This window comes from Ruminococcoides intestinihominis (assembly GCF_040096285.1).
Classification (GTDB): domain Bacteria; phylum Bacillota; class Clostridia; order Oscillospirales; family Acutalibacteraceae; genus Ruminococcoides; species Ruminococcoides intestinihominis.
In genome coordinates, this window is record NZ_JBBMEY010000011.1 from 1 (window position 1) to 25,748 (window position 25,748).

The following is a 25,748-nucleotide window of genomic DNA, read 5'->3' on the forward strand; positions in this document are numbered from 1 at the left end:
ATCACACTTTCATTACGGGCGAACACTGTTCGCCCCTACGACTGTGAGCCAAAATTTTGTTATAATTCACACCCACAAACCCTAATTTATAGAACTGATTAATCTTTACCCACAAACAAAATTTTAAAATTTAAAAAGAAAAGTTTTCCACATTATCATTTGGTAATGTGGAATTTTTATTTTCATCATAAGGTGGTGCAGATATAAGAAGGTCATTTCTTAAAGTCTTCTATATAACAATTTTTGCCATTAATTTGCCCTAAAGAGGACTTTAAGTAATGAGGTTCATACATCTGCACCTTTTTTAATTCCGATTATTTAGTGAAATGAAAATGCTTTTAATAACTATGTTCTCTACCCTATCATTGATGATATTGTGTAAAGCTTTAGAAGTATTGAATATTATAAATTAAATAATATAAATTAATAAAATTTTTGGAAAATGAAAAAGACTCCCCAACCGAAGTTAGGGAGTTTGAAAAATGGAAGTTTTTCCGAAATAATCTTAAGCCTTGTTAACAGAACCGAATAGTTCCATCTTTTCTTTTACTGTAGCCTTGATTGCTTCAAAACCAGGAGCAAGAAGCTTTCTTGGGTCAAAGCCCTTACCTTCCTGATCCTTACCGGCTTCAATATACTTTCTTGTTGCTTCAGCAAATGCTAGCTGACATTCTGTGTTAACATTAACCTTGCTTACGCCAAGAGTGATAGCCTTCTTAACCATTTCATCAGGGATACCTGAACCACCGTGAAGAACTAGAGGCATATCGCCTGTCTTCTGCTGAACAGCGTCTAGTGTTTCAAATGATAGACCTGCCCAGTTTGCTGGGTACTTACCGTGGATATTACCAATACCGGCTGCAAGCATTGTTACACCTAGGTCTGCAATTCTCTTACATTCTTCAGGATCAGCACATTCACCGGAACCGATAACGCCATCTTCTTCGCCACCGATTGCACCAACTTCAGCTTCAATTGAAAGACCCTTTTCGTTACAGATGTTAACTAGTTCAGTTGTCTTTGCAACATTTTCGTCAATATCATAATGAGAACCATCAAACATTACTGATGAGAAACCAGCTTCGATACAAGCCTTTGCACCTTCGTATGAGCCATGGTCTAGGTGAAGTGCTACAGGAACTGTAATGTTAAGTTCTTCTAGCATACCGTTTACCATACCAACTACTGTCTTGTAGCCACACATATACTTACCTGCACCCTCAGATACACCAAGGATTACAGGGCTGTTTAGTTCTTCTGCTGTTAGAAGAATAGCCTTTGTCCATTCTAGGTTATTAATGTTAAACTGACCAACTGCATAATGACCAGCTTTTGCTTTTGTAAGCATTTCTTTTGCATTTACTAATGGCATTTTGAATTCCTCCGTAAATTAAATTGTGGCATAATAATTTATTGCCTTACAATGGTATTATACAATATAGAAAATACATTATAAATCATTTAAAGAAATATAAGTACAAAAAGGGCCTTATTTCGATATTTTTTTAACAAACTTACATATTTCTAAAAAATGTTGAATAATATACACTATATTGTTTGACTTAACATACTTTAATATGCTAAAATTATTTAAGTATAAAATAAGTATATTTAATTTCGGGAGAATATTATGGATAATGTAACATTTACACCTCCTGCAATAGCTAATTTGAAAGATATGCTTAACAAATCAGCTATGCTCTATGGTGAAAAAGACGCTTATCAAATAAAGAACAGTGATGGTACTTTTACACATTACACCTATAAAGATGTACTGAATATGGTACAGGGTCTTGGAACAGGTCTTATAAATATGGGACTTAAAGGTCAAAAAATTGCAATTATCGGTGAAAACCGTATTGAATGGGAAATTGCTTACCTTGCCATTGTATGTGGTGTTGGTATTGTTGTTCCTATTGATAAGACTTTACCGGAAAATGAACTTAAAAGTGTTATTGAGCGTTCAGAGGTTAGTGCAATTTTTTATTCAGAAAAATATAAGGATGCATTGACCAGAATTAAGTTTGGTGGACAAAACAACCTAAGACACCTTATCTCTATGGATCAAGAAAAGCATAGTGGTGGTGTTTATAGTCAAAAAGAACTGACTGAATACGGTAATCACCTAATTGATGCCGGATTTAATGAATATATTGATGCAAAAATCAATCCTTACACAATGAACATTATGTTGTTCACATCCGGTACAACCAGTCAATCAAAGGTTGTTGCACTTTCTCAGTACAATATTTGTTCTAATCTTTTAGACATTGATAAAATTCTGGATATTAGTTATGAGGATATTTTTCTGTCTTTCCTACCACTAAACCATGTTTTTGAATGTACAGTAGGTTTTCTGTTCCCTATTTATAAAGGTGCAAAAATTGTTTTTGCTGACAGTGCAAGAAGAATTGTTAAGAACTTACATGACTACAAAGTTACTTTCCTTGCTTGTGTACCGGCTATGTATGAGAAAATCTTTGAGCATGTTAACAAAGCCCTTGATAAAGCCGGTAAGCAAAAGAACATTGTTAAGCTAAAGAAACTACATAAGCACGATTCTATGGAAAAGAAAAAGGAAATTTTCAGCTACATACACGATATGCTTGGTGGTAACATTAGATACCTAATCAGTGGTGCTGCACCACTTGATAGAGATTACGAAAGAAGATACAGAGAACTTGGTCTTAACCTACTACAGGCTTATGGCTTAACAGAAACCTCACCTGTTGTATCTATGGCAAATGAAGAAAACTATAAACTTGGCTCAGTTGGTAAACCTGCTCCCAGTGTTGAGGCTAGAATTGCTAATCCTGATGCTAACGGTATTGGTGAACTGGTGGTAAAAGGTCCTAATGTTATGATGGGCTATTACGCCAACGCTGAGGCTACTGCACAAGTTTTACAGAATGGTTGGTTTCATACCGGTGACCTTGCAAAAATTGATGAGGATGGATTTATCTTCATCTGTGGTCGTCAGAAGAATGTTATTGTTCTTAAGAACGGTAAAAACATCTTCCCAGAAGAAATGGAAGCTATCGTTAACAAAATTGAAGGTGTACAGGAATCATTAATCTATGGTAAACAACATGGTGCTGACAAAGATGACCTTCGTATTCATGTTAAGATTGTTTATGATCCTGAAACTATGGAAAGAGTTTACCACCTAACTGATGAAAAAGAAATTCAACAAGCATTGTTCCAAGAAGTTAAAGCTATCAACAGAACTTTGCCTGTATACAAAGCAATCAGAGGTGTTGTGGTTTCTAAAAAACCACTAATCAAAACTGCAACTAATAAAGTTAAAAGACTTGAAGAAATGAAAACACTTTAATTTTCCACATACAAATAAGGACTCTTAGATTACTAATAATCTGGGAGTCCTTTTCCTTGCTTAAAAAATTTTCCACATAAAAAAACAGAGTAACCAATGGGCTACTCTGTAATCAACTATAAATTATAGAACATAAATTGTTACATTTCTTCTACCAAATGCAGCACAGTCAGCATATGAATCCATAAATAGGTCAACAATTGCTGAACCATCCATTAAAGCACCACCTGTATCAACAGCAGTTGCATAACCATATACATAACTACCGTCAGATGCTTTAATATAAAGTTTACTGCCATAAGGAATAATGTTAGGGTTAACTGCTACACCACCAACCTTTGCTAAGTTACCTGTTGCAGTACCTGAACCTGCAGGAGCAGTATAAGCAGTACCTGAACCTGTAATAATCTGTTTGTAAGAAACTGTGTTACCGTTGTTATCTACGAATGTATTACCACCGTTATTACTACCACCAATTGTATATGAGTTAGTTTTCTTAGTAGTTTTCTTCTTAGTAACCTTAGTACCAATTGTCTTTTTCTGTGGTACAGGTTTCTTTGTTACCTTAGTTGAAACAACCTTTGAAGAAACAAGAACACCATCTTCATATGTACATTTCTTAGTAACTACCTTTTTACCTTCAACACCATACTGAGTGATAACTGATGTTCCCTTTTTCATTGAACTATCCTTAGTTACCTTAGTATCAAAGTCAATAGTCTTTGTTTCCTTTACATTCTTAACAGTAACCTTAGTTACATTAACTTCCATACCGTCATAAACTTTTGCATTAGCCTTTACATTTAGCTTGTCAGCCTTTTTATAACCAAGGTCAAGACTTTCTAATGCTTCCTTAACTGTACCCTTAGGTACTTCGTAAGAATCAGTTTCGCCACTTACTGTTACAGTAATGTTTACTGTTTTGTTAATAACAATCTTAGTATTCTTATCAACTTCTGTTGTAAGTGAAGGGCTAACCTTCTCGTCATTTGCTACTGTAATACCGGCTTTATCAAGTGCATCGGCAACTGTACCACTTGCCATAGTAACTGATGTTGTCTTTCCATTGTGTTCAATAGGAAGTTGAAAAGCCTTTAAAATAGTAATACTGATAAGACCGTTGTTGTCTGTTCTGATAACTTCATCATCATCTGAAAGCTGAAGACTGGCCTTATCCAAAATGTTATCTGTATTAATATTTGATGTGGTAGGAGTATTCATATCTGTGCCATAAGTTGCTTCATCATTAGTAAGAGCAGCAACTGAAAGAACTGTTGCAAAAGTAATAGCCAATGTTAACACTATTGAAACTAATACAAACAAGCTCTTCTTGTTAATAGCCATAATAATTAACTCTCCTTTTCTTAATTTTTCATAGACGCAATTTGCCTACGGTCTATAGTATATCCGTTTGATTTGTTTATGTCAAACATATAACAGCCTTTGAATTTGTGCATAATATACAACAAAGAGCGAAAATCCTTTGGACTTGCCAATTTTATATTCTTTAAAAGAATTATTAACGGCTTTTTGTTGTGCAAAATAGAGAAAGTTATCTGTAACTTTTCTGTAATCTTTAGTTCTGATTTAGAAACAAATTTATTACAGAAATTTGAGAAAGCCCATTAAATCTAGGTTTTCTCCATTTAATTTATTAAATACAAGAAAAATATTTGTTACAACTCTGTAATAAATACTGTTTTCTCCCCTATTTTGGGCTGATTTTTTATTCTTTTTCTGCAAAAAGAGCTATTTTTATTGAATTTTTCGTATAGACTTTTAAGGTAAATGGGTATATAATGAAGTTGATTTTGGGTGTTTTTATGACAGGAAACACTCACAATTTTACAAGACATTTTTCTATTACTTTTATCGTAGAAACGAACATTATTAATCTAATTTTCTTTCTATTATATATAGTATATAGAGGATGTTAAAAACGGGGGTTAAAAAATGGATTTTATTGATCTAACAAGTTTGCATAGTTACAGCTATCTTTTAGTTTTAGCTGCAATTTTGCTAACTACAAAACTACTTGGACTTTTCTCACGATGGGTTCGTTTGCCACAGGTTCTTGGTGCATTGGTTGCCGGTGTTATTCTTGGTCCTGTTGTAAATGCTATTGTGGGTTGGAGTACAGGTGATGGTTTCTTCTCACAAGCAGCCGGTTCTGATCAGCTATTCGGTATGCTTTCTGAACTTGGTGTTATTGTACTGATGTTTGGTGCAGGTCTTGAAACTGATGTTCAGGAAATGAAAAAATGTGGTAAAGCCTCATTGATTATTGCAGTTATCGGTGTTATCACACCACTTATCTTTGGTGCTTTTGCAAGTTACTACTTTATTGACGACCCTAACAGCCAAGAAAGATTACTAAAATCTATTTTCATTGGTGTTGTTCTAACTGCTACTTCTGTTTCAATTACTGTTGAAACACTAAAGGAACTTGGCAAGTTAAATACTCCTGCAAGTAATGCAATTCTTGGTGCTGCTATTATAGATGATGTTCTGGGTATTATTGCTTTAACAATCATCACAAGCTTCAAGAGTAAGGATGTAAACATTTGGTTTGTACTAATCAAGATTGTTCTATTCTTTATCTTTGCTGCAATTCTTGGTTTCATTATGCTAAAGATATACAAGTGGATGAACAAGCATACTTCAAGAGATAGCAGAAGACATGTTATTATTGCTTTTGCTTACTGCCTAGTATCTTCATTCGTAGCTGAAGTATTCTTTGGTGTTGCTGATATTACAGGTGCTTATGTTGCCGGTCTTGTACTTTCAATGACTAATCGTAAGAGATACCTAGTAAACAGATTCTCTACACTATCATATATGTTACTTTCTCCAATCTTCTTTGCTTGTATCGGTCTAACAATCGAAATGCCTGAATTAACAGTTTCACTACTGGTATTTGCAATTCTAATCACTATTGTTGCTGTAGCAACTAAGTTATTCGGTTGTGCCTTAGGTGGTAAGATTTGTGGCTACTCAACAAAAGAATGTTTCCAGATTGGTGCAGGTATGATTTCAAGAGGTGAAGTTGCTCTTATCGTTGCTAAGAAAGGTGAAAGCTGTGGTCTAATGGACCCTAAGCTATTTGGTCCACTGGTAATTGTTGTTGTACTTACAACTATCATTGCTCCTATTATCCTAAAGATTCTTTTTGCTAAGGATAAAGATAATGGTGAAAAGGGTCCTCGTCTAGAGGATAAACAACCTGCTTAAAACATATACTACTAAAGCCTTCTAGTAATAGAAGGCTTTACTTATACTAATATGTAAAGGAGATTTACTATGTTATATAATCTTCATACACATACATTCAGATGTAATCATGCTACAGGTGAGGACAAGGCATATGTTGAATATGCTATACAATCAGGTGTTAAGGTTCTTGGCTTTTCCGACCATTGTCCTCAATTCTTCAAAAAGCCAAACTACTACAGTCACTTCCGTATGCGTCCTATTTTTGTGGAAAAATATGCACAGTCAGTTAGAGATTTAGCTGAGGAATACAAGGATGACATTAAAATTCTTTTAGGCTTTGAAACTGAATATTATCCTGAAACCTATGATGAACTTATTAAAACTATAAGAGATTTAGATACAGACTACTTAATTCTTGGTGAACACCTAATCGGTAATGAATATGATGAAGAACAGTTTTATACCGGTGAGCGTGGTGGTGACGACTACCTAAAGAAATACACAGACCAAGTAATTGAAGGTTTAAAGAAAGGTGTTTTCACTTATCTCTGTCATCCTGACTTGGTTAATCATAAAGGCATTGAAGAAGTATATATAAAAGAAATGACCAGACTTTGTAAAAAAGCAAAGGAGCTTAATATTCCTTTAGAATACAATATGCTGGGTAAATATTACGGTAGGAACTATCCTAACAAGGTATTTTGGAATATTGCTAAGAAAGTTGGAAATACTGCTGTAATCGGTTTTGATGCACATACACCTACATTTATGTTAAAGACAGATTTACGAGATGAATGTGTAAATGAACTTAATGACTTAGGTATTAAGCTACTTGATTTTGATGAAATCAACATTATTAAACCATAATAAGATATAGAAAAGGTGGGTACTAATTAATAGCACCCACCTTATTTTTATTGAAAAATTTCTTTAGCTACCTTAGATAAATCAGAGAACTGCTGAAGCACAAACTCACTATCAGTATCACCAAATCCATACTTAGCATAGATAAATGGTACATTAGCAATAACAGATGCCTCTTTATCCATAACAGTATCACCAACATAACAAGCCATATCAAGGTTATTTCTTTCGGCAACCATCTTGATATTTTCACCTTTACATTTACCTGTTCTACCTGCCATTTCAAAGTCATCAAACAAATAACCTAGGTGAGAAACTTCCATAAAAATTTGAACATATCCGTTCTCACTATTGCTTACACAATAGAAGGAATATTCATCCTTCATACTATTAAGTGTTTCTTCTACCTTAGGGTAAATTTCTCCACAACTTGAGTTTAGTACCTTATAGCTATTTTTGTCACACTCTTTAGCTATTTTCATTTTTGTATCATAGTCAAGGTCAGGCATATGAAGTTCTGCAATTTGCTCCAAAGTTTTGCCCATATAACTTTCCATTAATGGTCTTGTTAATAATTTGCAAAAGTCATATTTGCTTAAAACTTCATTCCAACCCTTTACTGCAAGGTTAACAGTATCCCATAGTGTACCGTCTAAATCAAAGATTATCCCTTTCTTCATAACATTCTCCTATTCTCCTTGACTTCCAAAGTTATTTTCTATATCAACACCTGTTTCGGCATAATCATATAGTTCTTTATCAATTTCCATATTTCTAAAATAATACTTCTTGTCCTCATCTGTAATTTTTCTTATTACTCTACAAGGATTACCAACTGCAATTACATTGTCAGGAATGTTCTTAGTTACAACACTGCCTGAACCGATAACAACATTACTACCGATAGTAACACCCGGATTGATTACTGTCTGAGCACCTACCCATACATTGTCACCGATAGTTACAGGAAAATTGTATTCAATCCCTAAATTTCTTGGATGAGGATGAACAGGATGACCTGCAGTATAAATACCTACATATGGAGCAAGAAAAACATTGTCACCGATAGTAACCTTTGCACCGTCAAGAATAGTTACACCGGTATTGGCATAAAAGCCTTCACCTACATATGTATTCTTGCCATAATCAAAGTAGATAGGTCTTTCCATCCATACTCTTTCACCTGTTCCCCCTAGCATTTCTTTAAGAAGTGCGATTCTACCCTTAGAATCATCAGGGTCAAGGTGGTTAAATTTAAACTGCAATCTCTGCTGATGTTGTTTTTCTTCTTCTAATACTTTATCAAATGACAAACAAGGCTTGCCATTTAACATTCTTTCTTTCATATCTAAACTCATAATTATATCTCCTATGTTTTCCATATTAATATGGTTTTATTAATAATTATTAACTACAGTTTAACAACTCTAAACAGTAAATGTCAAGATACTAAAACTAAAAAGTTTTCCACATAAAAAGGCATCCTCATTGAGAATGCCTTTTTATGTGTTATATATAAGTAATAAAATTACTGTTGTTCCATATTTTTAGGAAGGATAAGGTTAAGGATAATTGCAGTTACAAAAACAAGTGCAACACAGTTTTCTGCAAATACTGTCTTAACAAGTGTTGGGAAAATATCAAAAATTTCCGGACACTGAGTAAAACCAAGACCAACACTAAGGGATAGTGCTGCAATAGTAATATTACGCTGAGAGAAACCACATTTACCAATCATCTGTACACCACTGATAACAATTGTACCGAACATCATAATTGTACAACCACCAAGAACTGCACTAGGTAATGTTGCAAGAAGTGTACCAATATAAGGGAAAAATCCGGCAAGAATCATAATACCGGCACCTGTAGCAATAGCATATTTATTAACAACCTTAGTCATTGCTACAAGACCGACATTTTGGCTAAATGATGTGATAGGTAAACAGCCAAATACAGAGGACAATGAGCTTACAAATCCATCACAAGCGATAGAGCCGGAAGTTTCTTTAGTTGTTGCATCTCTGTTTAAACCTGAAGATGCAAGTGCTGATGTGTCACCGATAGTTTCAGTAGCTGAAACCATAAAGATTAGTACGAATGCAATAATTGCATTTATATTAAATTCAGGCTTAAATGGAAGGATATGAGGTAGTGAAATAATACTAACATCTTTAAATGCTGAGAAGTCAACCATACCCATAAATAAAGCTAAAATATATCCTACAACAAGACCAAATAATACTGAAAGTTGCTTTAAGAATCCTTTTGCAAAAATGTTGAACAAAATACAACTAACAAGTGTAACCATACCAAGAATCCAATGTTCAACTGCACCGAAGTTATCAACACCTGAACCACCACCAAAGGACTGAGCACCTACTGATAGAAGTGAGAAACCAATGGCAGTAACAACTGTGGCTGCAACTATAGGAGAAACTATCTTAATCCAAAACTTTGCAAACAGTCCCAAAACACCTTCTACCAAGCCACCAATAAGTACAGAACCTATGATAGTACCATAACCATACTGTGCACCTACTGTACAAGCCAGGGAAACGAATGTAAAGCTAATTCCCATAACAATAGGAAGTCCCGAACCTACTTTCCAAAGTGGAAATAGCTGAATAAGTGTACCGATACCGGCAATTATCATTGCACTTTGAAGTAACATACTGGCATCTTTAGTAGATAATCCTGATGCACCTGCAACAATAATGATAGGTGTAATATTTGCAACAAACATTGCAAGGATATGTTGTAGTCCAAAAGGAAAGGCCTTTAAAGGATTAATCTTTCCATTAAGGGTATATATTGCATCCATCTCTTTATTATTAACTTTTTCTTTAGCCATTATGTACCTCTTACTGTTCTCTAAAAGTAATCTTGCCTGTCTTAGCATCCATATCTTCAACAATAGCAAGTGACTCTAACTGATAGCCAAGGTTACGAATAATATTGCCACCAACCTGGAAACCTTTTTCAATAGCAATACCGATACCTTCAACAGTACCACCGGCCTGGTTAATAATAGAGATAAGACCCTGTAATGCACAACCATTAGCTAGAAAGTCATCAATAACAAGTACATGGTCGTCCTCGTTTAAAAACTTCTTAGAAACAATAACTTGGTTCTTACACTTATGAGTGAAAGACTCAACCTCAGCAATATACATATCACCTTCAATGTTAATGCTCTTTGACTTTTTAGCAAAAACAACCGGTACACCAAAGTGCTGAGCTACTACACAAGCAATACCGATACCGGAAGCCTCAATAGTAACAATCTTGTTGATGTTCTTACCTTCAAATCTTTTCTTAAATTCTTCACCCATCTGATTAAATAGGTCAATATCCATTTGGTGATTTAAGAAACTGTCAACCTTAAGAACATTACCCTCTTTTACAATGCCGTCTTTAACTATTCTTTCCTCTAAAAAATTCATAGTATATTATCCTTTTCCCATAATCCTTATATTTATAAACAATTCCTTATAAAAGAAATTCCCTTGGAATAACTCCAAGGGAAATAATATATGTGTATATGTGCAAAAATTATCTCTTTGAGAACTGTGGTGCACGACGAGCAGCCTTTAGACCGTACTTCTTTCTTTCCTTCATACGAGGGTCACGAGTTAAGAAGCCAGCTTTCTTAAGTGCTGATCTTAGGTTTTCACTATCGTACTGTAGAAGTGCTCTTGAAATACCGTGACGGATTGCACCGGCCTGACCAGTAACGCCACCGCCTGCAACTCTACATACAACATCGAACTTTTCGCCTGTCTCTGTTAGTTCAAGAGGCTGACGAACGATTAGCTTTAGTGTATCAAGACCGAAATATTCGTCGATATCTCTGTCGTTGATTGTGATCTTACCAGTACCCTGATATAGTCTTACACGAGCTACTGATGATTTTCTTCTACCTGTGCCATAGAAAAATGGTGTCTTATCGTACATTATAATAGCCTCCTTCCTTAAATTTCATATGCTTCTGGTGACTGAGCAGCATGGTTGTGTTCTGCACCAGCAAATGATCTTAGTCTTAGAATCTGTGCTCTACCTAGTGAGTTATCAGGTAGCATACCCTTAACAGCAAGTTCAACAGCCTTTTCAGGACGTGTAGCCATAAGTGTATCATAGCGTGTAGCCTTTAGATGACCGATATAACCTGTGTGTCTGTACCAAACTTTCTGAGTTAGTTTATTACCAGTTAGAACGATGTCCTTGCAGTTTACAACGATTACGTGATCACCGCAGTCAACATGTGGTGTGTATGTTACTTTGTGCTTGCCTCTTAGAAGAGTAGCAGCTTCAGCAGCAACCTTACCAAGAGTCTTGCCCTTAGCGTCAATTACATACCACTTGCGTTCAACTTCGCCTTTTTTAGCCATATAAGTTGACATAAAATTGTCCTCCTTGTTCGTTAATCTTTAATTGCAAAGATGATTTTATCACCTTTGTAAAGAGAAGTCAACACTTTTTTGAAATATTTTAATTTATCTTTGTACAATCTCTCAAATACTCATTTAATCTCTCGTATACTCACTTATACTCATTTGCTATTTTAAAAAATAATTCAGCATTTATCCCATTTTCTGATGATTACCATTGAAAATAGTACCTATTTGTGGTATAATTCTAAGCATAAATAATAGGAGGTTAATTCCCATGAACGAATATAAAATAGGTATCGACCTTGGTGGTACAAATATTGTTGCAGGTGTTGTAGATAAAGAATTTAACATTATTGCAAGAGCAGAGTGTAAAACTGCTATTCCTAGACCTGAAAGTGAAGTATGTGACTCAATGGCAGAAATCGTTAGAGAAGCTATTGCCAGAGCAAATCTAACAATGGATGATATTGCACACATTGGTATTGGTGTACCGGGTGCAGTAAATCCTGAAACAAGAATTGTAGAAACTTGTCCTAACTTGCGTTTCCAAAACTGGGAAATCAGCAAGATGCTTGAAGAAAGACTTCATAAGTATGTAAAGATTGAAAATGATGCCAATGCTGCTGCTTGGGGTGAATTCCTAGCAGGTTCAGCAAAAGGCTGTAAGAATGCAGTAGCTATTACACTTGGTACAGGTGTTGGTGGTGGTATCATCATTGACGGTAAGCTATATAGTGGTAGCAACTATGCCGGTGCAGAACTTGGTCATATGGTAATCGTTAAAGATGGTCAAGAATGTGGTTGTGGCAGAAAAGGTTGCTGGGAAGCATACGCATCAGCTAATGCACTAATCAGAATGACTAAAGAAGCTATTATGAATGAAAATGCTGAATTCTCATATATGCTAAAGTCTGTTAGTGGTGACATTAACAAGGTTAACGGTAAGACACCATTTGACGCAATGCTTGCAGGTGACGCAACAGGTAAAGAAGTTATCAACAAGTATGTTGGCTACCTAGCAACAGGTCTTGTAAATATCGTAAACATCTTCCAGCCTGATATTATCTGTATCGGTGGTGGCGTTTGCAGACAAGGTGAAAACCTTCTTGCTCCTGTAAGAGCTATTGTTGAAAAAGAAAGAATCACAAAATACAACGAAAAGCAGACTGTTATTTGTACTGCATCTCTAGGTAATGATGCCGGTATTATCGGTGCAGCAATGCTATAATTTTTGAAACCTAAATAACACTAAGCCATCCATAATTTTGGATGGCTTTTTTATTGACTTATATATTCTAAGATTGTACAATATAATCAAAGTACCTTATGAGGTGAGTATATGAAAAGACAAGATTATATAAGTTGGGACGAATACTTTATGAGTATTTCTTTACTTGCAGCACAGAGAAGTAAAGACCCTAATACTCAGGTAGGTTGCTGTATTGTCAGTGGCAAGGACAGTCCTTATCCTGAAAATGTTATTATATCAACAGGATACAACGGTTTTCCTTATGGTTGTTCCGATGATGAATTTCCTTGGGACAGAAGTGGGGCACCAAATGCAACAAAATATCCTTTCGTTGTACATTCAGAGTTAAATGCAATTCTTAATGCCGGTGGCAAGTCACTTGTTGGTGCAAAGTTATATGTATCACTGTTCCCTTGTAATGAATGTGCAAAGGCTATCATTCAGTCAGGCATAAATGAAATTGTATATTTATCTAATAAATATAAAGATACTGATGCAACTAAGGCATCAGAAAGAATGTTAACATCAGCCGGTGTTAAGCTGACACAGTTTAAACCTACTAAGGACAAGATTGTTCTTGACTTTAACATTGAATAAAAATAGGCAGTTCAAAAGTGAAAAATTTGAACTGCCTTTTTATATATAATTTATGGTTTTTCTTTAGTTAAAAATTCAATGTTTCTTTCAATAACATTGATACTCTTACCCCAATCTTTTCCTTGATTACGATAATCAAACATACTGCAAAAATATGTTGTATCTTCTTTTAATTCAAGAAGATAGTTTTTGAAAAGGTTTGTTGTTGTTTCGTAGAAATCGGTTAAATCCTTACCCTTTAGCTTTCCGGTTGCATTTTCAAGTACCTTTCCGTAATGTTCAAGACAAATAAATTCTTGGTCTTTGTAAAGATTTTGAAGATCATTGCCCTTTTTCCATTCTGTAAAAACAATTTGGATAAGGTGATTCATATTGCTTTCTATTCTGTCACAAACATAACAACTGTGAGTCAACTCTTTTATTTTTGCTAAGAACTTTTTATCGGGCTTTTTACCTTTAGGTAATGCATCAATAATTTCTTGTAGGTGGCTTTCCATAATAAGTGCATTAGGTAGCTTTTTACCGGACTGTTGCATCATTGAAAAATGTCTGTGACAAAAACCTTTTTTGTTGGTTTCTATTCTGGTATTAGGCTCCATCATAGCATCACCTATAATATAGTCAACTTGAATTTTCTCAAGCATTTTTTCCATAGTACAAAAAGGACAACCCTTTTTCTCCATAAATATATCATTAATCGGTATTGTGCGTATATCTTCTTTCATAGCTTACATCCTTAATTTAAGATACATTAAGTATATCATATAACTTTTATTTATGCTATAATAATTGTGGTGAATATAATGAATTATGAATTAATTAACAATAATGTTGTAGTACATAATGTTACTGCACTGAATTTAGCTGAAACTTTAGATTGTGGTCAGTCCTTTAGGTGGGTTGAAAACTCTGACAAATCTTTTACAGGTGTTGCCTATGGTAAGGTTGTTACCGTCAGACTTGAGGGTACTGACTTTATAATTGAGAACAGCAGTATAGAGGACTTTGAAAATATATGGAAAAAGTACTTTGACCTTGAACTTGATTATGACAAAATCAGAAAAGAAGTTAGTGAAATTCATCCTATATTAAAGGAAGCCTCAGAATATGCCTCAGGTATAAGAATTTTGCAACAAGACTCTTGGGAGGCACTTTGTACCTTTATAATAAGTCAAAACAACAATATAAAACGAATTAAAGGTATTGTAGAAAGGCTATGTGAAACCTTTGGTGATAGGATTGATAATACAGATTACTTTACCTTCCCTACTGCTGAAAAACTGTCACAACTAACACCTGAGGACTTATCCCCTATTAGAGCCGGTTTTAGAAACAAATATATTATTGATGCCAGTCAAAAGGTTGCAACCGGTGAAGTTGACCTTGATAAATGCAGAGGACTTTCCTATGATGATGCAAAATCTGAGTTATGCAAAATCAAGGGTGTTGGTGTTAAGGTAGCTGACTGTACCCTACTGTTTGGCTTTCATAGAATTGAGGCATTTCCTATTGATGTATGGATGAAAAGAGCAATGGAAAAGCTATTTCCTAATATGACAGGTAGTGACTTTGGCTCTTATGCCGGTATTGCACAACAATATATTTTCCACTATTCAAGAATGCATCCGGAATTATTTGAATAAAAAACTAGAGTGTGACTTATAAAAGCCACACCTTTTTTTAATACAATGTATTTGTTTTTACATAATAGTAATTATTCTTATAGCACACATAGGAGTAACCCTTTTTCTTACCTTTATTAATAGTAGAAACTAATCGTACCCTTGTGTTGTATGATAGGAACTTTACTTTATATTTATTGCCACAAGGCTTAGTATATAAATATGTACCTTTATAATTTACCTTTTTTTTAACATACTTTGAGCCATATGCAAGGTTAGTAAGGTTGTTTTGTACATAACCTTTTTTGTTGGAAATCTGCACATAAGACCAACCGTTAAAGTTATCTCTTAGGAATGTAACCTCTTGACCTTTAGATATTTTCTGAAGTTTCTTGCTACTGTTTCCGTATTCATCAACTATATCTTTAGACCATACATACAAATCACTTTTAGCTTTGATTTTCTTATGCTTTGTACCGGACTTTAGGTCAGGGTTTTTATCAATTTTGTAAATCTTTTTCTTTACGGTATTTCTAAAGTCATTCATATTCTTACCGTAAATTTTTAGCCAATGGTCAATATCACCGTGGGCACTACCATAACCCTCAGCACAAGCACCTGCATGGCTAGTAACCTTAGTATATGGTAAGCTATATCTTAAGCATAAATAAGCACAGAAGTCAGTAGCCTCATCATATACTTGATTAAAGTATGTTCTGTTGTACTTACTATCTTCACAACATTCAAATTGAATATACCCAGGGTTATAGTTGTATGAGCCTTTAGGTCCACCACCTACACCCCAACAAGCCATTTCAAAAGGCAGTACCTGCCATACTTCTAACTTACCTTTAGAATTCTTACCTAGGAATGCGTGAACACAAACTTCTCTACCACCGGGTTTTGGAACATTCCAAGCCGGTACATAAGTTCTTAGGTATGGTGCATTTTCACCTGTTGAATGAACTACAATACCCTTAGGGTCAATAGCAGTTCTTTCTTTATAACAATTGTTGTTTGTAAAGATGTATTGGTATAGCTGAAATGATGTAACAATAATTTTCATCTTATTTGATGTTTTATTACTACCATCTGTAGACTTGCAATAAACATAGCAAGTACCCTTTTTCTTAGCTTTTACTTTACCATTACTATCAACAGTTGCAATATTCTTATTTGTGGTAAACCACTTTACCTTTTTATTTGTAGCAATACTAGGACTTAATTTTGCTTTAACTGTAGTAGTCTTTTTCTTACAAACAACTTTCTTCGTATTTAAAGTAATACTGCTAATCATTAAGATAACATTATTACCGTTTACTCTGGCATACTTATATATAGGAGTGTTTGTACCATAACATTGAATTTTTGTAGTTTTAGGAATTGTATAACCACCAAAATTAATTGATAAACTTGGATTCATAACCTTAATTATAGGTGTTTTACTGCCCTTAAATGCATCTACATTGATTCTTGAAATATTCCGATTTAAAGTTAATGCAGTTAATTTCTTAGTATTTAGAAACGCACATTTACCGATAGATTTTAGTTTTTTGCTATAATAAATTTTCTGCAAGTTAATCATATCGGCACACATATATGAACCGATATTAGTTAAGTTAGTAGCCTTATTCACATATACTGCTTTAACATTACTTGCAAAGCTATGCCATGGTGGTAGGTTCTTTTTTGAATAATTATTCATTGTAGTACCTATACCTGAAATATGCAAAGTACCGTTATTTCTGTTGAAATAGTACCTTAAATTCTTACCTGCTACACCGGAATAATTAATTGTTGGTTTTGTAGGCTCAGTAGGTTCTGTTGAGTCAGTTGGTGTTGTTACAGTAGGGTCACTACTTTCCGTAACAGGTTCAGTTGTTGTAACTGTTGATTCCGTTGTACTAACCTCTTCCTCATTATCCACAGCGAAAGCAGTTGTAAAAGTTGAAAGAACAATTACTGTTGCAATAACTATCGACAACAACTTGCTAAAACTATTGTTCATAAAAATCACCCTCATTACCAATATAATATTTATTGTACAATATAAAAGTAATATAGTCTAGTGAAAAAATAACAAAAGAAAAAAGACACCTAAAAGGTGTCTAAACCGATATGCTGATGTTACACAAGGTAGTCCCAGCATTTGGTGCTGGTGACCGGACTTGAACCGGTACGGATTATTAGTCCGAGGGATTTTAAGTCCCTTGTGTCTGCCTATTCCACCACACCAGCGAATTTTGGTGACCCGGACGGGAATCGAACCCGTGTTACCGCCGTGAAAGGGCGGTGTCTTAACCGCTTGACCACCGGGCCATATTGGTAGCGGAAATAGGACTTGAACCTACGACACTTCGGGTATGAACCGAATGCTCTAGCCAGCTGAGCTATTCCGCCGTATTTTGCGCTTTCTTTTGGAAGTCAGCGTAAATAATTATAAACTAAAAGTTCGTATTTGTCAATACTTTTTTAAGAATTTTTACAAAAAAATTTCTTATTTCTTTTAGTAAAGACTTCAAAAGCGTCTTTTCGTCTTATTTCCTCTCTAAGACGAATGTTATTATACTATATAAAAATGAGAATTGCAAGTGTTTTTTGAAACTTTTTTTATTTTTTTATAATTTTATATACCCTTAGCTTTCCTTTACACTTTGAACACCTATAAAGCTGAGAATTTGTGATTAATTTTGACTTTTTCATTCTATACATTTTGGTGTTACAGTTTTCACACATAACAAGGTACTTTGCTTCGTTTTGAATTTGTGTTACCTCTTTCCCTTTATATGTGGTTGTAACATTGTAACCAAGCTGATTTATCTTATCACAATAGTATTTAAACCTTTTACCATGATTGAAGCAACCATAACAGGTGTGTATTAATTCATGGGCAATTGTGTTCATTATCTCTTTTTTTGAATAATTTAAAAGAAAGTCAGATATTTCTATTACAAAGTTACCATTGACCTTTCTACAACAACCATGCATTCTCTTTGCTCTAGGATTTATTTTTATCGGTACATTCTTAGTATATGGTATCTTTATTTTGTCCATATCTGCCCTTACTAATTCATAAAGGCTATATAAATATATAAGTTTATTTTCCATAATAATATAAGTACAGGGTTCTCAAGTGAGAACCCTGTTTAAAATCAAAATTATTAATTATACATTAAAGCTATAGTTAGGAGCTTCCTTAGTGATCTGAATGTCATGTGGATGACTTTCCTTTAGACCTGCACCTGAAATCTTACAGAACTTAGCCTTTTCGTGTAGGTCTGTGATTGTAGCACAACCTGTATAACCCATACCGGCTCTGATACCACCTATCATCTGGAATACTGTATCTGCTAAAGGTCCCTTGTAAGGTACTCTACCTTCAACACCTTCAGGAACAAGCTTCTTGTTACCACCCTGGAAGTATCTATCTGAGGAACCCTTGCCCATTGCAGCAAGTGAACCCATACCACGGTAAACCTTGAACTGTCTGCCCTGATAAATTTCTGTTTCACCAGGAGATTCTTTACAACCGGCAACAAGTGAACCAACCATTACTACTGAACCACCGGCAGCAAGAGCCTTAACAATGTCACCACTGTACTTAATACCACCATCAGCAATAATAGGCACACCATACTTTTCAGCTTCTCTTGCAGCATCAAAGATTGCAGTAACCTGAGGTACACCGATACCTGCAACAACTCTTGTTGTACAGATAGAACCCGGGCCAATACCAACCTTAACAGCATCAGCACCGGCTTCAATTAGGTCGTGAGTAGCTTCAGCAGTTGCAACATTACCGGCAATAAGCTGAACATCAGGATAAGCAGCCTTAACCTTAGCAACACTCTTAACAATGTTACTGTTGTGACCGTGAGCAGAGTCAAGAACAAGTACATCAGCACCTGCCTTTACAAGTGCTTCTACTCTGTCAAGTACATCAGGAGTAGCACCGATAGCAGCACCACATAGTAGTCTACCCTTTTCATCTCTTGATGAGTTTGGATACTGAATTGACTTTTCAATATCCTTAATTGTGATAAGACCACCTAGGTTGCCCTTTTCATCAATAAGAGGAAGTTTCTCTACTTTATGTTTCTTTAGTAGTTCTTTAGCTTCTTGAAGTGTTGTACCAACAGGAGCAGTGATTAGGTTTTCCTTAGTCATAACTTCTGAGATTGGTTGCTTAAAATCTTCTTCACTTAAGAATGCCATATCTCTGTTAGTAATAATACCAACAAACTTTCCATTTTCACAAATTGGAACACCTGAGATCTTGAACTTACCCATAAGTTCATCAGCTTCTGCAACTGTCTTTTCAGGTGATAGATAGAAAGGATTTGTGATAACACCGTTTTCTGAACGCTTAACTCTGTCAACCATATCAGCTTGTGCTTCGATAGACATATTCTTATGGATAATACCGATACCACCTTCACGAGCAATAGCAATTGCCATTTCAGATTCAGTAACTGTATCCATAGCAGCAGTCATAAGTGGTGTGTTTAGCTTTATTTTCTTAGTAAGATGAGTAGAGATGTTGACATCTTTAGGTTCTACATCTGACTTACCAGGAATTAGAAGTACATCATCAAAAGTGAGTGCTTCTTTAACAACTTTTTCTTCATTAATCATGGCTCATTTCCTCCTAAATATATACTTACCTATTTTATTTATTGACAATTATTATACCATTAATACCCTGTAAATTCAAGATAATTTTCAACATTTTCCCTGTTATTTTGTTGAAAAATATACCGTAGTATGATATATTATAAGTAAAGTATTTGTGAGGTGAACACTTTTGAAAAACAAGGAAATTAAACTACCAACAAGTGTTGAAAATAACATTATTTCTATTATAAATATAATTGAAAAAATTTATAAAATTAAGTTTACAGAGCTTAGCTTATTGACTACTAAAATTGACAACAACACAGAAGAAGTGCGTAATCAAATTCTTGAAGTCAGAAACCTTCTTCGCAATCAAATGGAAATTTGTGATGAACAAATTACTACCCTATTTGAAGATGAAAACTATACCGGAAAGCAGTTTCTAAAGAACTTTATTGAAGAATTCACTTTGGTTGATGCTAAACCTAAGAAAAGGTATGCTTACTATGATGCAGAAAGACTTATTCGTGATGAATATGAATTCTGTAAAAATCGCAAAGTTAGAAAAGCTATCAACAAAATGGAAAAGCAAAGAAGAAAGTTCTATAAACTTTCCAACAACTACACTAAGAAAACTAAGGTTAAAAAGATACTTTCAAACAGCTAAAGTTTTCATCATTTTGAGAATTTAATAAGGAAAACTATTTATAGTTATTAAGAATGCCTATCCGAAAGGATAGGCATTTTTATTATCATTATTTCTTTGGGACTATTTTATCCATACCACCCATATATGGACGAAGTGCTTCAGGAATATTTACAGAACCATCTTCATTTAAGTTGTTTTCTAGGAATGCAATTAACATTCTTGGAGGTGCAACAACTGTGTTGTTTAGTGTATGTGCAAAGTACTTACCATCTTTACCTGATACTCTAATCTTTAGTCTTCTAGCCTGAGCATCACCTAAAGTTGAGCAAGAACCAACTTCAAAGTACTTCTTCTGTCTTGGTGACCATGCTTCAACATCAACAGACTTAACCTTAAGGTCTGCTAAGTCACCTGAACAACATTCCAATGTTCTAACAGGAATATCCATTGAACGGAATAAATCAACAGTATTCTGCCATAGTTTATCGTACCATTCCATACTATCTTCAGGCTTACATACAACAATCATTTCCTGCTTTTCAAACTGATGAATACGATATACACCTCTTTCTTCAATACCATGAGCACCCTTTTCTTTACGGAAACATGGTGAATATGAAGTTAGTGTATAAGGTAGGTCTTCTTCCTTTAGCATTTGGTCTTTGAACTTACCAATCATTGAATGTTCTGATGTACCGATTAGATATAAGTCTTCACCTTCGATTTTGTACATCATAGCATCCATTTCAGCAAAGCTCATAACACCTGTAACAACATCTGAACGAATCATAAATGGTGGTACACAGTAAGTAAAGCCTCTGTTAATCATAAAATCTCTTGCATAAGAGATAACTGCACTATGAAGTCTTGCAATATCACCCATTAAATAGTAGAAACCGTTACCTGCAACTCTACGAGCAGAATCTAGGTCAATACCATCAAATCTTTCCATAATATCTGTGTGATATGGTACTTCAAAATCAGGTACTTTAGGTTCGCCATAACGCTGAACTTCTACATTTTCGCTATCATCTTTACCGATAGGAACTGACTTATCAATAATGTTAGGAATAACCATCATTCTGCTTGTTACTTCTTCCTGTAGTTCAGCTTCTTGCTTTTCAAGTTCAGCTAGTCTGTCACCCTGTTCAGTAACAAGCTTCTTCATTTCTTCAGCTTCTTCTTTCTTGCCCTGACCATATAAAGCACCAATCTGCTTACTAAACTTGTTTCTGTTAGCTCTTAGCTGGTCAGCTTCTTGCTTAACTGCTCTTGACTTCTTGTCAAATTCAATTACTTCGTCAACAAGTGGAAGTTTGCTGTCCTGAAACTTATTCTTAATATTCTGTTTTACAACATCCGGGTTTTCTCTTAGAAATTTAATATCAATCATTTTTGTTCTCCTTATTCCTTAACCTCTAATTTATTTGCAATTTCAATCAAGTCATCTTGACTGTAAAATTCAAGTGTAATAGTACCACCCTTGCCTTTACTCTTTTTAGAAACAGAGACTTTTCTGCCTAAGTTTTCATTTAGTGCAAGTTCTACTTCTTTAAAGAAGTTTGGCTTTTCTTCTTTCTTTGGTGGTTCTTTTTTTTCTTTCTTTAGATTCTGAGTAATCTTTTCTGTTTGTCTAACTGATAAGTCCTTATCAAGTATTTCTTGGGAAATAGTAATCATATCAGCTACATTTTCTAGGGATAGTAATGCTCTTGCATGACCACTGGAAATTCTACCGTCAGCAAGTAAGATAAGTACTTCTTCCGGCAGGTTAAGTAGTCGTAACGAGTTAGCAACTGCCGATCGACTCTTCCCTACAGACTCAGAAACTTGTTCTTGTGTAAAGCCATAAGTATCCATCAATGTTTTGTAACCCTTAGCTTCTTCTACAGGAGTTAGGTTTTCTCTCTGTAAGTTCTCAATAAGGGCAATTTCCATTGTTTCTTTGTCATCAAGTTCTCTAATAACAACCGGTACTTCTGTTAAACCGGCCATTCGTGATGCTCTGTATCTTCTTTCACCGGCTACAATCTGATAACCACCATAAAGTAGTGGTCTTACTAGTAGTGGTTGTAAGATACCATGCTTACTGATGCTTTCAGCAAGTTCAGCTAAAGATTCATCATCAAAGTCCATTCTTGGTTGGTCTTTGTTAGGCTCAATCTCAGAAATATTAAGTGTTACAGTGTTGTTCTGGTCTTCACTTTCATTTTCCATAAAGATTGCCGACAAACCCTTGCCTAGTCCACTTTTTTTAGCCATTACTTTTCTCCTTCTTTATAATTTCTGTCGCAAGAGAAAGGTAAGCCTCAGTACCTTTACATTTCTTATCAAAATAATAACAAGGCATACCAAAGGAAGGTGCTTCTGATAATCTAACACCTCTAGGAATAACTGTAGCAAATACTTTCTTAGGAAAGAACTTCTTTACCTCAGCTACTACTTGTTGCGTCAAATTAAGTCTTCCGTCATACATTGTAAGCAACACACCCTCAATATCAAGGTGTGGGTTGTAAATTCTTTTTACTCTTCTAACTGTAGCCATTAGCTGACTTAAACCTTCAAGTGCATAATATTCGCATTGAATTGGCACTAAAATTGTATCTGCCATAGTTAGAGCGTTAGTTGTGATAACACCAAGAGATGGTGGGCAGTCAATTATAATATAGTCAAATTCTTGTTTAATAGACACTACAGAATTCTTTAGAATTGACTCTCTGTGTGGATAATCGGCAATTTCAAGCTCAGCACCGGCAAGGTTAATATCACTTGGTAAAAGTGAAAGACCTTGAAACTCTGTTTCAACTATACATTCTTCTGCCGGTATTCTATCTGTTAAAATTGTATATGTACTGTTCTTAACATTTCTTCTGTCAATACCTAGTCCACTTGTTGAATTTCCTTGAGGGTCAACATCAATTAGTAATACTTTTTTATTATATAAACCAAGGGATGCAGCTAAATTTACTGCAGTGGTAGTCTTGCCTACACCACCCTTTTGGTTTGCAACTGCAATTACTTTTGTCATTTTTTCACCTTAAAAATTCATAATATTCTTTCGTACCCTTAAATTATACCATACCTATAGTTAAAATTAAAGTATTTACTGTGATTTCTATTATATATTTTCAGATTTTTCTCTGTTTCACACTATTATTGTTTCACGTGAAACATAACGCCAAAAGGCCACACATTACTGTGTGACCTTTGGCAAGGGGTTCAGATAAGGAAATGGGTATGAGTGGATCGGATAAAGAAATAAATTTCTCCATCCTAAGAGGAAAGCATTTTTAGGCATCTAGATTTCTCTAGTGCAGTTTCTTTGGGAATTTTCACTGTATATTCTATATAGTCCTCAGTTTCTTCCTTGTTACTAACTGCGTCAATTCCCGACATACGCATAGTATCTACTGCTCGACTTATGGTATTGACAAATATTCGTACATCCTTAACCACAATCTTTTTATCATTATTATTATGTAAAGGTTGTACCTTTTTATTATCAAGTAATGAAGAAATGTACTTTTCTGTTTCTTTTACATTTAGGTTTTCTGCAATAATATGTGACAGTACTTCCTTTCTACTGTCCTCATTCTGAATTTTTAGCAAAGCTCTTGCGTGCCTTTCAGTCAAACCGGCTTGTACTATCCAGTCCTGTTCATCATATGAAAGTCTAAGTAACCTTAGCTTATTGGCAACAGTAGATTGCTTTTTGCCAAGTTGTATTGCAGCTTGTTCCTGAGTTATGCCATATTTTCTAATCAAACGGTTAATACCACGAGCTTCTTCAAACATTCCTAAATCTTTTCTTTGGAGATTTTCAATCAATGCAAATATAGCTGAATCTTTGTCAGAACACTTCATTACTATACAAGGAATCTTTGTAAACCCTGCCATTACACTTGCTCTTAGTCTTCTCTCCCCTGATATCAGTTCATACTCATCATTTTTAAGTTTACGAACTGTCAATGGTTGCAATAAACCATTGTTAGAGATTGACTGAGAAAGTGAACGCAAGTCCTCTTCATAAAAGTCTTGTCTAGGCTGAGTTTTATTAGGTCTGATTTTTCTTGCCGGTATTTCAATAACTTTCTTATTGTATTTTGTCAGCAATTTCATTTCTTAATCATTCCTTTGTTTTCCCTGTGACTATATAATACACCATTCTATATAAAAACCTTGTCGTTTTAGCACCGAATAAAAAATTTTGTTTTGTAACTATATATATTAATTTGTCGGATAATAAAAAACATTCTTACTAACATTAGTTAATAAGAATGTTAATAACTTTATTTAAGTGGATTGTTCTTTATTTTGCCACCTTGTCTTGGATACTGCATTGGTGTATGTGACTTTTTATTAACCACAATGATAGTTCTTTCATCACCGTTTGGTAATAAGAATTCATCACACTTTACAATTTCACCGTTAAGAGTTTTAATTGCACCTTTTGCATTTTCAAGTTCCTCAGCACCGTTTTTGCCTTTCATAGCAACCATTTTTCCTTTTACCTTGACGAAAGGCATTAGATATTCTGAAAGTGTATTCATATTGGCAACTGCACGAGATGTGGCAATATCGTATTTTTCTCTTAAATTCTTATCTCTGCCACCTTCTTCTGCTCTTTTATGAATAATCTCAGCATCAATACCTATATTATCGCAAACTTCTTGCAAAAATATAAGTCTTTTATTAAGGCTGTCTAGCAAGGTTAATTGAATGTCAGGTCTCATAATTTTTAGAGGTATACCGGGAAAACCTGCACCTGTACCAACATCAATTACTTTTCCACATTCTTTTATATCTGTGTGGAAAAGAAAAGTGATACTATCATAAAAGTGCTTAATTGCAACTTCTGTTGGTTCAGTTATTGCAGTAAGATTCATTTTTTCATTCCACTCTATAATCAACTGATAATACTTTTTAAATTGGCTTGTTTGAGTGTCGTTTAACGCAACATTTTCTTTTGCAAGAGCATTTATCAGAGTTTCTATCATTTTCTTTTCTCCATAAAAGTTCTGTTAATAGCTGTACCATCATTTTTACATTCATAAATAACAGCTTTGGTAGCTACCTTTTTATCTACATAGTTACCGTTGTCATCCATATAGAATATTTCAGAGTAGTCCCCACCATTTGGTGTAGGCCTGTTATATCTTTCGTGAGTAACCTTTTCTTCAATATCATCAAGATTTATAATTTCTCTATCCAT

25 protein-coding genes and 3 tRNA genes are annotated in these 25,748 nt (G+C 34.6%); 7 read left to right on the forward strand and 21 right to left on the reverse strand.

The window, feature by feature from the left end:
• Positions 1-505: 505 nt before the first annotated feature.
• Complete coding sequence (fba, locus tag WMO18_RS04280) at positions 506-1,372, reverse strand: class II fructose-1,6-bisphosphate aldolase (protein ID WP_211147236.1); 867 nt, start codon at positions 1,370-1,372, stop codon at positions 506-508.
• A 258-nt stretch (positions 1,373-1,630) separates the two neighbouring features.
• Here fba and WMO18_RS04285 point away from each other — a divergent pair, with 258 nt between their 5' ends.
• Positions 1,631-3,334, forward strand: coding sequence for an AMP-dependent synthetase/ligase (locus tag WMO18_RS04285; protein ID WP_211147237.1), 1,704 nt, complete (start codon positions 1,631-1,633; stop codon positions 3,332-3,334).
• Between the two features lie 123 nt (positions 3,335-3,457).
• On the opposite strand, the gene WMO18_RS04290 is transcribed toward WMO18_RS04285, so the two are convergent.
• Positions 3,458-4,678, reverse strand: a complete 1,221-nt coding sequence (locus WMO18_RS04290) for a resuscitation-promoting factor (protein WP_022505913.1) — start codon at positions 4,676-4,678, stop codon at positions 3,458-3,460.
• Between the two features lie 633 nt (positions 4,679-5,311).
• On the opposite strand from WMO18_RS04290, the gene WMO18_RS04295 reads away from it, so the two are divergent.
• The gene (locus tag WMO18_RS04295) at positions 5,312-6,565 is read left to right on the forward strand and encodes a cation:proton antiporter (protein ID WP_211147270.1); all 1,254 of its coding nucleotides are present in this window, start codon (positions 5,312-5,314) and stop codon (positions 6,563-6,565) included.
• Positions 6,566-6,634: 69 nt separating this feature from the next.
• Positions 6,635-7,414: a histidinol-phosphatase gene (locus WMO18_RS04300; protein ID WP_211147238.1), complete on the forward strand. Its 780-nt coding sequence runs from the start codon at positions 6,635-6,637 to the stop codon at positions 7,412-7,414.
• A 47-nt stretch (positions 7,415-7,461) separates the two neighbouring features.
• Here WMO18_RS04300 and WMO18_RS04305 read toward each other — a convergent pair whose 3' ends face one another.
• The 6 genes from WMO18_RS04305 to rplM all read right to left on the reverse strand — a co-directional run bounded on the left by WMO18_RS04305 (position 7,462) and on the right by rplM (position 11,814).
• Positions 7,462-8,091 carry an HAD family hydrolase gene (locus WMO18_RS04305; protein ID WP_211147239.1) on the reverse strand — a complete coding sequence of 210 codons (630 nt, stop codon included), beginning with the start codon at positions 8,089-8,091 and terminating at the stop codon, positions 7,462-7,464.
• Between the two features lie 9 nt (positions 8,092-8,100).
• A complete protein-coding gene (locus WMO18_RS04310) occupies positions 8,101-8,769 on the reverse strand; it encodes a sugar O-acetyltransferase (RefSeq protein ID WP_211147240.1) in 669 nt (222 codons plus the stop codon).
• A gap of 170 nt (positions 8,770-8,939) precedes the next feature.
• Entirely contained in the window at positions 8,940-10,265 is a 1,326-nt protein-coding gene (locus WMO18_RS04315; RefSeq protein ID WP_211147241.1) for a uracil-xanthine permease family protein, read from the reverse strand.
• A gap of 10 nt (positions 10,266-10,275) precedes the next feature.
• A complete protein-coding gene (locus WMO18_RS04320) occupies positions 10,276-10,857 on the reverse strand; it encodes a xanthine phosphoribosyltransferase (RefSeq protein WP_211147242.1) in 582 nt (193 codons plus the stop codon).
• Positions 10,858-10,966: 109 nt separating this feature from the next.
• The gene (gene rpsI, locus WMO18_RS04325; protein WP_022505906.1) at positions 10,967-11,368 is read right to left on the reverse strand and encodes a 30S ribosomal protein S9; all 402 of its coding nucleotides are present in this window, start codon (positions 11,366-11,368) and stop codon (positions 10,967-10,969) included.
• Positions 11,369-11,385: 17 nt separating this feature from the next.
• On the reverse strand, positions 11,386-11,814 hold the full coding sequence (rplM, locus tag WMO18_RS04330; RefSeq protein ID WP_211147243.1) for a 50S ribosomal protein L13: 429 nt from the start codon (positions 11,812-11,814) through the stop codon (positions 11,386-11,388).
• Between the two features lie 265 nt (positions 11,815-12,079).
• Here rplM and WMO18_RS04335 point away from each other — a divergent pair, with 265 nt between their 5' ends.
• Positions 12,080-13,033, forward strand: a complete 954-nt coding sequence (locus tag WMO18_RS04335) for an ROK family protein (RefSeq protein WP_211147244.1) — start codon at positions 12,080-12,082, stop codon at positions 13,031-13,033.
• A 111-nt stretch (positions 13,034-13,144) separates the two neighbouring features.
• Positions 13,145-13,651 (forward strand): deoxycytidylate deaminase, encoded by a 507-nt coding sequence (locus WMO18_RS04340; protein WP_211147245.1) that lies wholly within the window; start codon positions 13,145-13,147, stop codon positions 13,649-13,651.
• Between the two features lie 50 nt (positions 13,652-13,701).
• Here the strand turns inward: WMO18_RS04340 and WMO18_RS04345 are convergent, their stop codons facing one another.
• Positions 13,702-14,376, reverse strand: coding sequence for a DUF6062 family protein (locus WMO18_RS04345; protein ID WP_211147246.1), 675 nt, complete (start codon positions 14,374-14,376; stop codon positions 13,702-13,704).
• 78 nt (positions 14,377-14,454) lie between these two features.
• Between WMO18_RS04345 and WMO18_RS04350 the strand changes: the two genes are divergently transcribed.
• On the forward strand, positions 14,455-15,294 hold the full coding sequence (locus WMO18_RS04350; RefSeq protein ID WP_211147247.1) for a DNA-3-methyladenine glycosylase family protein: 840 nt from the start codon (positions 14,455-14,457) through the stop codon (positions 15,292-15,294).
• A gap of 37 nt (positions 15,295-15,331) precedes the next feature.
• Here the strand turns inward: WMO18_RS04350 and WMO18_RS04355 are convergent, their stop codons facing one another.
• The 6 genes from WMO18_RS04355 to guaB all read right to left on the reverse strand — a co-directional run bounded on the left by WMO18_RS04355 (position 15,332) and on the right by guaB (position 19,908).
• Entirely contained in the window at positions 15,332-17,281 is a 1,950-nt protein-coding gene (locus WMO18_RS04355) for an N-acetylmuramoyl-L-alanine amidase (RefSeq protein WP_211147248.1), read from the reverse strand.
• A 142-nt stretch (positions 17,282-17,423) separates the two neighbouring features.
• A tRNA-Leu gene (locus WMO18_RS04360) sits at positions 17,424-17,511 on the reverse strand.
• A 6-nt stretch (positions 17,512-17,517) separates the two neighbouring features.
• Positions 17,518-17,592: transfer RNA gene (locus WMO18_RS04365), tRNA-Glu, on the reverse strand.
• 4 nt (positions 17,593-17,596) lie between these two features.
• Positions 17,597-17,673 (reverse strand) — tRNA-Met (locus tag WMO18_RS04370).
• Positions 17,674-17,883: 210 nt separating this feature from the next.
• Positions 17,884-18,381, reverse strand: coding sequence for a SprT-like domain-containing protein (locus WMO18_RS04375; protein WP_211147249.1), 498 nt, complete (start codon positions 18,379-18,381; stop codon positions 17,884-17,886).
• A gap of 57 nt (positions 18,382-18,438) precedes the next feature.
• Entirely contained in the window at positions 18,439-19,908 is a 1,470-nt protein-coding gene (guaB, locus tag WMO18_RS04380) for an IMP dehydrogenase (RefSeq protein WP_367286381.1), read from the reverse strand.
• 169 nt (positions 19,909-20,077) lie between these two features.
• On the opposite strand from guaB, the gene WMO18_RS04385 reads away from it, so the two are divergent.
• On the forward strand, positions 20,078-20,554 hold the full coding sequence (locus WMO18_RS04385; protein WP_211147251.1) for a hypothetical protein: 477 nt from the start codon (positions 20,078-20,080) through the stop codon (positions 20,552-20,554).
• An 88-nt stretch (positions 20,555-20,642) separates the two neighbouring features.
• On the opposite strand, the gene serS is transcribed toward WMO18_RS04385, so the two are convergent.
• The 6 genes from serS to WMO18_RS04415 all read right to left on the reverse strand — a co-directional run bounded on the left by serS (position 20,643) and on the right by WMO18_RS04415 (position 25,748).
• Positions 20,643-21,929 (reverse strand): serine--tRNA ligase, encoded by a 1,287-nt coding sequence (serS, locus tag WMO18_RS04390; protein ID WP_211147252.1) that lies wholly within the window; start codon positions 21,927-21,929, stop codon positions 20,643-20,645.
• An 11-nt stretch (positions 21,930-21,940) separates the two neighbouring features.
• The gene (locus tag WMO18_RS04395) at positions 21,941-22,798 is read right to left on the reverse strand and encodes a ParB/RepB/Spo0J family partition protein (protein WP_022505895.1); all 858 of its coding nucleotides are present in this window, start codon (positions 22,796-22,798) and stop codon (positions 21,941-21,943) included.
• Entirely contained in the window at positions 22,791-23,564 is a 774-nt protein-coding gene (locus WMO18_RS04400) for a ParA family protein (protein ID WP_211147253.1), read from the reverse strand. Before WMO18_RS04400 ends, WMO18_RS04395 begins: the two co-directional genes overlap by 8 nt.
• A 245-nt stretch (positions 23,565-23,809) precedes the next feature.
• A complete protein-coding gene (locus WMO18_RS04405) occupies positions 23,810-24,655 on the reverse strand; it encodes a ParB/RepB/Spo0J family partition protein (RefSeq protein ID WP_211147254.1) in 846 nt (281 codons plus the stop codon).
• A 170-nt stretch (positions 24,656-24,825) separates the two neighbouring features.
• Positions 24,826-25,533 carry a 16S rRNA (guanine(527)-N(7))-methyltransferase RsmG gene (rsmG, locus tag WMO18_RS04410; RefSeq protein ID WP_211147255.1) on the reverse strand — a complete coding sequence of 236 codons (708 nt, stop codon included), beginning with the start codon at positions 25,531-25,533 and terminating at the stop codon, positions 24,826-24,828.
• On the reverse strand, positions 25,530-25,748 hold the full coding sequence (locus WMO18_RS04415) for a hypothetical protein (protein WP_022505891.1): 219 nt from the start codon (positions 25,746-25,748) through the stop codon (positions 25,530-25,532). Before WMO18_RS04415 ends, rsmG begins: the two co-directional genes overlap by 4 nt.